A 10,043-nucleotide genomic window follows, 5' to 3' on the forward strand; every position below is an offset into this window, starting at 1 on the left:
CCCGCCGCTCGCGCGAGCGGCGGGCCGCCGTGGCGGGCGCGTGCGCTAGAGCTTCGCAGGCTCGAACAGGCCCCAGGTCCGGGTGCCGTCCGCGTGCGAGAACTCGTGGAGCAGCATGGCGCGGCCCTTGACGGGGCCGAGGTGAACGCGAATCAGTCCGTCGCCCCAGGGGCGCCAGTCGTGGCTCTCGGGCTTGTAGATGCCTGCGCTCATCGTGCCGCCCGCGCACCACTCGGGGCAGCCGCCCGTGTCGAGCGACTTTGCGGCGATCGTCCGGAGCGCCTGTGCCTCGGCCCTGAGCGAGTCCGCGTGCGAGTCGAGCGCGAGTGCGCGCCCCAGCATCGTCTCGGAGTCGCTCGGGCTGGTCGTGATTGACTTGCTCATGGGTCGTAGCTCCTTCATAGCTCGATCCGCCCCGGCGCTGCGCACCAGCGACCGGGGCACCTTCGTGACTGCCAGCGCATCGGTGTGCTGACAGAGAGCCGAGAGGCTCTGCGCGCGTTACGGCACGGTATGCCTGAAACGCCCGCGGAACCGCCCGGTGTGACGAGCGTCACGCGCGCTCGCGCATCGTCTCCCAGCGGTGGTAGCGCAGGCCATCGACCACGACCTCGGACAGCCAGTGGCAGTCGCCGGGGCCGCTCGAGTTGACGCGCACGTAGCGCACGCCGGCGATGGTGACGAGCGAGCCGAACTCGGTGGGCTCCTTGGTCATGATTCCTCCATTCATCGCGCGCCACACGCGCTCTCGGAGGCCCAGCGCCCCCGAAGATCTAGGGGCGCGGAATCCGCGCCAGTCCGCAAACAGTCCGCAAGAGCGTCACAAGGCGCCACCAACGTCCACCACTCGCGGAGAGCATCGCGCCTGGTAGTTGTGATGTGCCACCAATGGCCACCATTGGCCACCCATGCGGGGGTAGTTCGAGCTCTACTACGACTGCTAAGCCGTAGCGCTCGCACGAAGGCCCGTCCCGCATCCGCGGGGCGGGCCTTCGCCGTTGCGGCGGGCGTGCAAGCGTCTACCCCGTCGCCCGGTGCACGATCCGGAGCTGGATCGGGCACGAATCGTCGGGGTCGAGGACGATGCGGCGTCAGCCCAGCGCGTCGATGAGCGCCGCGGCCATGCTCAGGACCCGGTTGTCATCGGCCTCGGGTGTGAACCCCAGGCGCGCGACCACGAGCTGCTCGGACGGCACCACCACCACCCACTGGCCGTCGTGGCCCTCCGCGAAGTAGGCGTCCGCCGGCAGCTCCTCCTCGACCACCGAGCCGTCCGGGCGGGTGTTGGACCACCAGCCTGAGGCGTAGCCGTCGGAGCCCGCCTCGACGCTCGTGTCGACGGCCGTGGTCGACTCCGCCATCCAGCCCGTCGGCAGCAGCTGCTCCCCGTTCCACTCGCCGTCCTGCAGGGCGAACTGGCCGAGCGTCGCCCAGTCGCGGGGCGTGGCCCACATGTAGGAGCTGCACACGGGGGTGCCCGCCGCATCGGCCTCGAGCACCGCGCTCGAGAGCCCGAGCGGGGCGAACACCTGGGAGCGCGGGGCGTCGGCGAGGCCCCGGCCGGCCGTGACCACGGCGCACAGCAGCGTGGTGGATCCGCTCGAGTACTGGAGGTGCTCCCCCGGCTCGTGGGCGAGCTGCTGCGACGCGACGTACGACGCCATGTCGCCCTCCCGGTAGAGCATGGTGGTGATGGGCGTGCCGAGATCGTAGGTCTCGTCCCACGCGAGGCCCGAGGTCATCTGCATGAGCTGGCGGATGGTGATGGACGACCTCTCGTCGGTCCACTCGGGGCGCAGGTGGTCGTCGTCGAGGTCGATCTCGCCCTCCTGCACCAGGCGCCCTACCAGGAGGTTGGTGACGGACTTGGTCATGGACCAGCCGAGCTGCGGCGTGGACCGGTCGAAGCCGTCGGCGTAGCGCTCGGCGACCAGCTCGCCGTCCTTGAGGACCACGATGCCGCGGGTCCCGAGCGCCTCCCGCTGCTCGGATCCGAGGTCGTCGCCGAACCCGTGCGCCAGCGCGGCGGCCACCGCATCGTCCGTGGGCTCGGCCAGGGGCAGGGCGGTGTACGGGTTGGGGTCCGCCGAGACCTCGGTCGCGGCCGGCAGCTCGGCGGCACCGCCGAGCGTGCAGCCGTAGCCGTCGACCTCCACCGCCTCCTGGCGCGCGAGCAGGCCGAGGATGGTCGTCGCGGCGCCGGTCCCGGTGAGCGAGGTCCGCAGGACGGGCACCAGGGGGTTCGGGGGGAGGTCGGCCGCCGCATCGTCCCGGCCGGCGATCGCGTCGAGCGCGCACGCGTTGTGCGCGGCGTACCCGGTCCCGGTGACGAGCAGCGGACGCTCGTACCAGTAGGCGGCGGTGACGGCGACGGCGAGGGCGGCGGCGGACGCGACGACGATGGTGCGTGCACGGGGCATGAGGACGGGGATCCCTTCGGTCTGGAGCCGATCGCGAGCCGTCCCCGCCGTCCACGTTGAGGCGGGTGCCGCGGCTGTCGCCGATCGGGTCGCCCAAGACTAGGGCATCGCGACACCGATCCGTGCCGCCGGCACGATGCCGTGGTCCGGGCCTGTCTCCCGGCTGCGGCAGGATAGGCGGATGCCTCAGACGTGGACCGGCCGCTCCGGGTGGACGCTCACGCGTGAGGGGGCGGGACTCGCGGTCACCGTCGACGGCGAGACCACGCGCCTCGACGGCGCCGACGCCGCGCGGCTGCGGACGGGCTGGTGGTGGACCGGGCGCTGCCTGGTGGTCGAGGGGACGGACGATGCGCCCCGCACGCGCCTGGGCGGACTGCGCCGAGGCCACGCCAAGGAGATCTCGTCGACCGCGTCCCGCATCGTGACCGGGGCGAAGCTGCGGGACCCGCTGCTGCTCGCCGCCGCGCGCGAACCGGCGTTCGCCCGGCTGCTCGAGACCCGGGTGCGCACGCAGCGATGGATCGCCCACGACGATGCGGCCGCGATCCTCGCGGGGCTGCCCCGCCACGCCGACGTCCTCGCGGCGCTCACCGCGGCCGAGCGCGAGGGCGTCGCGGACCTTCTCTCCCCCGCCGAGCATCGTGCCCTCGCGTTCCTCGCACGCGACCACCTCGCGGACGTGAGCGCCGCCAACGACGAGATCCTGCGTCGCGAGCTCAGGTCCGGGCGCGCGTTCTTCGCGCGGGTCGAGAGGTCCCCGCTCACCGAGGAGCAGGCGCGCGCCGTCATCTCCCACGACAACCGCGTGCGCGTGATCGCCGCGGCGGGCTCGGGCAAGACCTCGGTCATGGTCGCGCGCGCCGCCTACGCGCTCCGCCGCGGCTTCGTGCGTCCGGAGCGCGTGCTCATGCTCGCCTTCAACGCCGATGCGGCGAAGGAGCTCGAGGAGCGCGTGGCGAGCCGCCTGGCCGCGCTGGGCCTCCCGAGCGACGGCCTCAAGGCGACGACGTTCCACGCGTTCGGGCTCGCCGTCATCGGCGAGGCGACCGGACGCAAGCCGCGCATCGCACCGTGGGTCGAGGGCGGTCGCGACGTGGAGAAGGTCCAGGAGATCGTGGATCGCCTGCGCGACCAGGACCTGGGCTTCCGCTTCAAGTGGGACCTGTTCCGCCTGCTCTACGGCAAGCTGTCCGTCGCGGGCGACGGCGGGTCACCCGACAGCTACGACCCGGCGACCAAGCTCAGCGGCTTCGAGACCTACCGCGGCGAGACCGTCCGCAGCGAGGGCGAGCGCCTGATCGCGGACTGGTTGTTCCTGCACGGCGTCGAGTACCGCTACGAGGCGCCGTACACGCACGATGTCGCCGACCGCAGCCACGGCCAGTATCGGCCCGACTTCTACTACCCCGCCGCAGATGTGTGGCATGAGCACTGGGCGGTGCGCGCGGACGGCAGCGTGGTCGAGGACTTCCGCGGCTATCGCGAGGCCATGGAGTGGAAGCGCAACGTCCACGCCCAGCACGGCACCGCGCTGGTCGAGACCGAGTGGCACTCGATCATCGACCACAGCGGGTTCGAGGCCCTTGCGGAGGAGCTCGAGCGGCACGGCATCGCGCTCGACTGGAACCCCGACCGTCCGCTGCCGGGCGCCGAGCCTCTCGAGCATGAGCGCCTCGCACGGCTCATGCGGACGTTCATGTCGCATGTGAAGTCCGGCGCGCTGACGCGCGAGTCGCTGCGCGCGCGGGTCTCCGCCCATCCGGAGTGGGACACCGCCCGGACCCGCCTGTTCGTGGACCTGTACTGGCACATCCACGACGCCTGGCAGGCCGAGCTCGCCGCGACGCGCACCGTGGACTTCGACGACATGCTGCTGGCCGCCGCCGAGGCCGTCGAGCGCGACCCGGGCCTCGCGCGCTGGGACCTGGTCATGGTCGACGAGTTCCAGGACACGTCCCGCGCGCGGGCCCGCCTCACCAAGGCGCTGCTGCAGGGCCGCGGCAAGCACCTGCTGGCCGTCGGCGACGACTGGCAGGCCATCAACCGCTTCGCCGGCGCGGACCTCTCGGTGATGACGGGATTCGCCGAGTACTTCGGCCCCGCATTGACCCGGCGCCTGCAGACGACGTTCCGCACCACGCAGACCACGGCCGATGTCGCCGGCAGATTCGTGTCGCGCAACCCCGCGCAGATCACCAAGGCCGTCCGCGCCGCGCGCGGCGAGGGCGGCGCACAGGTCGCCATCGTGCGGGTCCCGCGGCACGATGCCGTGCCGGGGGCCATCGAGGCTCACCTGGAGCGCCTCGCGGCATCGTCCCGCGGCTCCCACGGTGGCCGCGCCACCGTGGACGTGCTGGGACGCTACGGCTTCGACCAGAAGCTCATGCCCTCGCGCCGCGTCGAGGGGCTCGAGGTGCGCTTCCGCACCGTGCACCGGTCCAAGGGCCTGGAGGCGGACCACATCGTCCTGCCCAACGTCACGAGCGGCCGGTACGGCTTCCCCAGCAGCATCCCGGAGGACCCGGTGCTCGCCCTCGCGATGTCGGAGGACGACGGCTACCCCGATTCCGAGGAGCGCCGGCTGCTCTACGTCGCGCTGACGCGCGCGCGGCAGACCGTCGCGCTGTTCACCGTCGCGGGGCGCGAGTCGCCCTTCGTGCTGGAGCTGCTCGAGGACCCCGGAGTCGCGGTGGTCGATGCGACCGGCGCGCCGGCGGCCGAGGTCCGGGTGTGCCCGGGCTGCGGCGAGGGCACGCTGGTGAAGCGCACCGGCAGGTACGGCGACTTCCTCGGCTGCAGCGCGTTCCCGCGGTGCACGCAGACCGTCAGGGTCTGACCGGCCCGCGGCTCGGCCGCACCAGGGTCGCCGTGGCGGAGCCTCGAGCCGTCTACTGCTTGCCGAAGAACTCGGCGTTGCTCACCTGCGTCGGCGTCGACGCGGGCCGTGAGACGTTCAGCGCGGCCGCGATCGCCTCGATCGCCGCCGCCTGGCGCGTCACGGCGCTCACGGTCAGGATGAGCCCGACGAGCCCGACGATCGACCCCACGATCGCGAGCACCCCGACGCCGGACAGCGCGGCGAGGGTGACGACGGCGTTCCCGATGATGAGCAGCGTCAGCCCGAGGCCGAGCTGAGACGCGAACGTGAAGGGGGCACCCGCAGGTGCGTTCTCACTGGTAGGCATGGCCACACTCTGGCATAGCCGCGGCGTGGCCACCACACCCCGGTGGTGGGGTGGGGTCTGAGGCCCAGCTCAGTAGCCTCGCGAGGTGTCCGCGGAGACCAGCTCACCCGACAGCGCCGCGACGAACTCGTCCACCGTGGTGGGCTTGGAGAACATCGGGTAGTCGAACTTGATGGCGTTCGCGTGCTCCTCCATGGAGGTCGCTCCCACCGCATCCGTGAGGGTGAGGACCTCGAAGCCCTTCTCGTACGCGGAGCGCATGGTCGACTCGACGCAGCAGTTGGTGAGGAAGCCGGCGAGCACGATGGTGGTGATCCCCTTCGAGCGCAGGATGAAGTCGAGGTTGGTCGAGGCGAACGCATCGAGGCCCCGCTTGCCCTCGATCACGATGTCCTCGCCCGCAGGCTCCATCTCGCCGACGATCTCGCAGCCCCACGTCCCCTTGACGAACGACGTGGTGTCCACGACGCCCTTGAGGATCCCGTACGGGTGCGCGGTGATCTCGTAGTAGCCGGGCTGGAAGGCGATAGGGCTGTGGATCACGGTGGCGCCGGCCGCGCGCGCGGCCTCGAGCGCCCGCTTGGCGTTCGGGAGCGTCCCGGTCTGCTGCATGACATCGGCGACGGCGCCGTGCAGCGAGCCGCCCTCGCTGGTGAAGTCGTTCTGGAACTCGATCAGCACGAGTGCCGTGGTGGAGGGGTTCATGGGTGTGCTCCTTCGTTGGATGCCGGGTATACCAGGGATGGAGGGGTGGGGCCGAGCCGCTCGGCGAGCAGCTCGAGGACGTGCCGGTAGGGCACGCCCGTGGCTCGGGACATCCCGAGCTCACAGGTCCGGTTGCATGAGGCGTGCGCGTCGGAGCCGAGCGCCGCCACCACGGCGGCCTCGGGTGCGGTGGCCGATGCGGTCAGCTCGGGGTGCAGGAGCCCCCGGTCGCCCGCGAAGGCGCAGCAGCCCCAGTCGTCGGGGACCGCGACCTCGCGCGCGACCGCTCCGGCCACGCGACGCAGGTCCGCCTCGAGCCCCAGGTGCACGGAGGAGCACGTGGGATGCAGGGTCAGGGACGCGAGCCGTGGCATCTCACCGAGAGCGGGAAGGACGTGCTCGGCGACGAAGCCCACCGCGTCGACCACCCGCACGTCGACATCCTCCGCGGCCGCCACCAGGCGCGCGAAGCCCTCCGTGCAGGACGATGCGTCGCTCACCACCGGCAGCCTGCCGCCGTCCGTCGCATCGCGAAGCACGGGCAGCACGCGTGCGCGCATCGCGTCGAGCCCGTCCGTCGCGCCCTTGGACGACCACACGGTCCCGCAGCACAGCGAGTCGATCCCGTCCGGCACGAGCAGCGGGATGCCCGCCGCGCCGCACAGGGCCTCGAATGCCGCCTGGACCCCGGGCCCGGCGCCTGCTCCGAACATCGCGCTCTGGCACGAGGGCAGGTAGACCGCCTCGGGCGGGCCTTCAGGCGCCGGACGCGCGCGCCTCTCGCCACCCTTCGGCAGGTCCGCGGACCACAGCGGGACGATGTCCTCGCCGAGCACCGCGCGCGCCGCCCGGTTCACGCCGTGCACCAACGGGTCCGGGAGGACGGCGGCGACGTCGAGCGCGCCGGAGGCGGTCCGGTTCGCGACCTTCCAGCTGCGCGCGGCGGCCGACCATCCCGCGGCGGCCGGCCGCGGCAGGTGGACCGCGCGCAGCTCCTTGACCAGCGCGCCGCTGTCGATCCCCAGCGGGCACGAGGTCGCGCACAGCGAGTCGACCGCGCACGTCTGCTCGCCCGCATACCGGTACCCGGCCGCGATCTCCGCCGCCGCATCGTGCTCCCCTGCCGCCTCCGCGGCACGCATCTCGCGCCGCAGCACGATGCGCTGCCGCGGTGTGAGGGTGAGGTCGCGCGACGGGCAGATGGGCTCGCAGTAGCCGCACTCGACGCACGAGTCCGCGACGGGCTCGATCTCCGGGGCGAGCTTGATGTGGGCGAGGTGCGCGTGCGGGTCCTCGGAGAGGAGGATGCCGGGCCCGAGCACCACCCGGGGGTCGCACAGGCGCTTCACCTCGCGCATGACGTCGTACAGCTCGTCGCCGTACTGACGACGCACGAACGGTGCCATCACGCGCCCCGTGCCGTGCTCGGCCTTCAGCGAGCCGCCCATGCCGAGGATGAGCGCGACCAGCTCCTCGGTGAAGTCCGCGTAGCGCCCCAACGCCTCGTCCCCCTCGAAGCGATCGGTGAGCATGAAGTGCAGGTTGCCGTCCTTGGCGTGCCCGAAGATCACCGCGTCCGCATACCCGTGGCGCTCGAGCAGCGTGGCGAGCGCCGCGCACGTGTCCGCGAGCCGCTCGACCGGCACCACCACGTCCTCGAGCAGCGCCGTCGTGCCCGCACGTCGCGCGCCGGCCACCGTCGCGTAGAGGCCCTTGCGGAGCCTCCACAGCTCGGCACGATGCGCCGGATCGGTGTCGAGCACGGCAGGCGCCTCGAGCGGGAGCCCGGCAAGGACCGGCCGGGCCCGTTCCGCGAGCTCGTCGAGCGCCTCCCCGGTCTCCGCCTGGTACTCGACCAGCAGCGCCGCCTGCGTGCCGACGGCGAGCGCGCGGACCGCGGCGGGGGCGCCCGGCTGACCCTGGCCTACCCGCAGCGAGGTGGCGTCCATGAGCTCGAGCGCCGCGGCTCCCGTCGCCACGAGCGCCGGCAGCGACCGGCTCGCCGCCTCGAGATCCGGGAACACCAGCAGCGCGGTCGCGGCGTGGGGGCGCAGGGGCACGGTGCGCATCGTCGCCTCCGCGACGAAGGCCAGCGTCCCCTCGCTGCCCACCAGCAGATGCGCCAGGATGTCCGCGGGACGCTCGAAGTCGACGAGCGCGTTGAGGCTGTAGCCCATGGTGTTCTTCATCGCGAACTGCCGTGCGATGGTCGCGACCGACCCAGGATCGGCCAGCACGCGCTCGCGCAGCGCGAGCAGTCCGGAGTGGAGCGCGGGCTCGTCACGCATCAGGACGGCGTCCGCGTCCGGGGCACCCGTGTCGACCACGGTCCCCGACGGCAGGACCGCCACCAGCGACTCGAGCGTGCGGTAGCTGTTCTCGACCGTGCCGCAGGACATCCCCGACGAGTTGTTGGCGATCACGCCACCGAGCGTGCACGCGATCTCGCTCGCGGGATCGGGGCCCAGCCTGCGGCCGTGGCGCGCGAGCCGCGCATTGATCCTGTGCAGGGTCGCGCCGGGTCGGACGCGCACGCGAGCTCCCCCGTCGAGCACCTCGATGCCGGTGAAGTGGCGTCGCACGTCGACGAGCACGCCGTCGGTGCCGGCCTGGCCGGACAGCGACGTCCCGCCGGAGCGGAACGTCAGCGGTGCCTGCGCCTCCGCGGCGGCGCGCATGACCGCCCCGACCTCGGCGGCGCTCCTCGGTGCCACCACCGCCTCGGGGACCAGCAGCACGTGCGACGCGTCGTGCGCCATCGCGCGACGCGTGAGGGTGTCCGTCCGCACCTGTGCGGGATCGCCCACGCACGCGGCGAGCAGCTCGCCGAGGCGGGGGTGCTGCGGGGACATGGGTCTCCTCATCGAGAACGCCATTCACAGTGACACCGCGATTGTCCGACAAGTAGACGCAAGTGACAAGGGTCCCGGATCCGATAGATTTCTCGCAGACGAGGCGGTCGGGGCCGGCGCATCGTCACCACCCGACCGACGGAGGACGGCGATGGCGCGAGGGATCGTGGTGACCAGCCTGGTCGACGCCCTGGTCGAGGACCTGCGCGAGAAGGTCGTGTCCGGAGAGCTCGCTCCTGGCACCCCGCTCACCGAGCTCGAGGTCTCCACCCGCTACGACGTGGCCCGCGCGAGCGCGCGCGCCGCGATCGAGCGGCTCACCGGCGAGAAGGTGCTGGTCCGCGCCAACCACAAGACCGCGCGCGTCATCGCGCTGGGGCCGGACGACGTGCGCGACATCTACCGCGCCCGCACCTACCTCGAGTCCGAGGTGCTGCGGCGCCTCGCGCTCACGCGCCATGTGCCGGAGGCGGCGCGCGCGGCCAACGCCGAGATCGCGGCGCTCTGGGCGGAGGGCTCCTACGGCATCGTCGAGCCCGACATGCGCTTCCACACGAGCCTCATCGACGCGCTCGGCAGCGCCCGGACCTCGGCCATGTACCACTCGCTCGCATTCGAGGTGAAGCTGTGCATGGCGCAGCTCCAGGGACGCCAGCGGCTGAGTCCCGAGATCATCATCGCCGAGCACGCGCGCATCCTCGCGCTCATCGAGGCGGGCGACGGGTCCGGGGCTGCGGCGATGCTCGACGAGCACCTCGCCCGCGCCCGCGAGCTCCTTGCCGCGAGCCTGGGTGGTGAGGCCGGGCCCGAGGCCCTGGTGCCGTCGACCGCGCTCCCGCGCACCTCCTGAGCGCCCACCGCCCGCCCCGCCCCCACCC

At 72.5% G+C, this 10,043-nt stretch carries 8 protein-coding genes; 2 read left to right on the plus strand and 6 right to left on the minus strand.

Annotation, left to right across the window (positions count from 1 at the left end):
* Positions 1 to 45: 45 nt before the first annotated feature.
* From AOM00_RS14880 to AOM00_RS14885, 3 genes are all read right to left on the minus strand, one after another.
* Positions 46 to 384, minus strand: coding sequence for a hypothetical protein (locus AOM00_RS14880; RefSeq protein ID WP_062518546.1), 339 nt, complete (start codon positions 382 to 384; stop codon positions 46 to 48).
* 169 nt (positions 385 to 553) lie between these two features.
* Entirely contained in the window at positions 554 to 715 is a 162-nt protein-coding gene (locus tag AOM00_RS15515) for a hypothetical protein (protein ID WP_156159210.1), read from the minus strand.
* Between the two features lie 376 nt (positions 716 to 1,091).
* Entirely contained in the window at positions 1,092 to 2,420 is a 1,329-nt protein-coding gene (locus AOM00_RS14885) for a serine hydrolase domain-containing protein (RefSeq protein ID WP_062518547.1), read from the minus strand.
* A 181-nt stretch (positions 2,421 to 2,601) separates the two neighbouring features.
* On the opposite strand from AOM00_RS14885, the gene AOM00_RS14890 reads away from it, so the two are divergent.
* On the plus strand, positions 2,602 to 5,259 hold the full coding sequence (locus AOM00_RS14890) for a UvrD-helicase domain-containing protein (protein ID WP_062518548.1): 2,658 nt from the start codon (positions 2,602 to 2,604) through the stop codon (positions 5,257 to 5,259).
* 52 nt (positions 5,260 to 5,311) lie between these two features.
* Here AOM00_RS14890 and AOM00_RS14895 read toward each other — a convergent pair whose 3' ends face one another.
* From AOM00_RS14895 to AOM00_RS14905, 3 genes are all read right to left on the minus strand, one after another.
* Positions 5,312 to 5,608 (minus strand): hypothetical protein, encoded by a 297-nt coding sequence (locus tag AOM00_RS14895; RefSeq protein ID WP_062518549.1) that lies wholly within the window; start codon positions 5,606 to 5,608, stop codon positions 5,312 to 5,314.
* Positions 5,609 to 5,677: 69 nt separating this feature from the next.
* Positions 5,678 to 6,313 carry a cysteine hydrolase family protein gene (locus AOM00_RS14900; protein WP_062518550.1) on the minus strand — a complete coding sequence of 212 codons (636 nt, stop codon included), beginning with the start codon at positions 6,311 to 6,313 and terminating at the stop codon, positions 5,678 to 5,680.
* The gene (locus AOM00_RS14905; protein ID WP_062518551.1) at positions 6,310 to 9,165 is read right to left on the minus strand and encodes an FAD-binding and (Fe-S)-binding domain-containing protein; all 2,856 of its coding nucleotides are present in this window, start codon (positions 9,163 to 9,165) and stop codon (positions 6,310 to 6,312) included. Before AOM00_RS14905 ends, AOM00_RS14900 begins: the two co-directional genes overlap by 4 nt.
* Positions 9,166 to 9,316: 151 nt before the next feature.
* On the opposite strand from AOM00_RS14905, the gene AOM00_RS14910 reads away from it, so the two are divergent.
* Positions 9,317 to 10,015, plus strand: a complete 699-nt coding sequence (locus tag AOM00_RS14910) for a GntR family transcriptional regulator (protein WP_062518552.1) — start codon at positions 9,317 to 9,319, stop codon at positions 10,013 to 10,015.
* Positions 10,016 to 10,043: the final 28 nt, after the last annotated feature.

Origin of the sequence: Demequina gelatinilytica, assembly GCF_000971115.1 — a bacterium.
Lineage (GTDB): Bacteria > Actinomycetota > Actinomycetes > Actinomycetales > Demequinaceae > Demequina > Demequina gelatinilytica.

Bases quoted from the DNA above. Each gene is read 5' to 3' on its own strand.
- AOM00_RS15515 (WP_156159210.1), bottom strand. From the start codon at position 715: ATGACCAAGGAGCCCACCGAGTTCGGCTCGCTCGTCACCATCGCCGGC.
- AOM00_RS14905 (WP_062518551.1), bottom strand. From the start codon at position 9,165: ATGTCCCCGCAGCACCCCCGCCTCGGCGAGCTGCTCGCCGCGTGCGTG.
- AOM00_RS14900 (WP_062518550.1), bottom strand. From the start codon at position 6,313: ATGAACCCCTCCACCACGGCACTCGTGCTGATCGAGTTCCAGAACGAC.
- AOM00_RS14885 (WP_062518547.1), bottom strand. From the start codon at position 2,420: ATGCCCCGTGCACGCACCATCGTCGTCGCGTCCGCCGCCGCCCTCGCC.
- AOM00_RS14910 (WP_062518552.1), top strand. From the start codon at position 9,317: ATGGCGCGAGGGATCGTGGTGACCAGCCTGGTCGACGCCCTGGTCGAG.
- AOM00_RS14890 (WP_062518548.1), top strand. From the start codon at position 2,602: ATGCCTCAGACGTGGACCGGCCGCTCCGGGTGGACGCTCACGCGTGAG.
- AOM00_RS14895 (WP_062518549.1), bottom strand. From the start codon at position 5,608: ATGCCTACCAGTGAGAACGCACCTGCGGGTGCCCCCTTCACGTTCGCG.
- AOM00_RS14880 (WP_062518546.1), bottom strand. From the start codon at position 384: ATGAGCAAGTCAATCACGACCAGCCCGAGCGACTCCGAGACGATGCTG.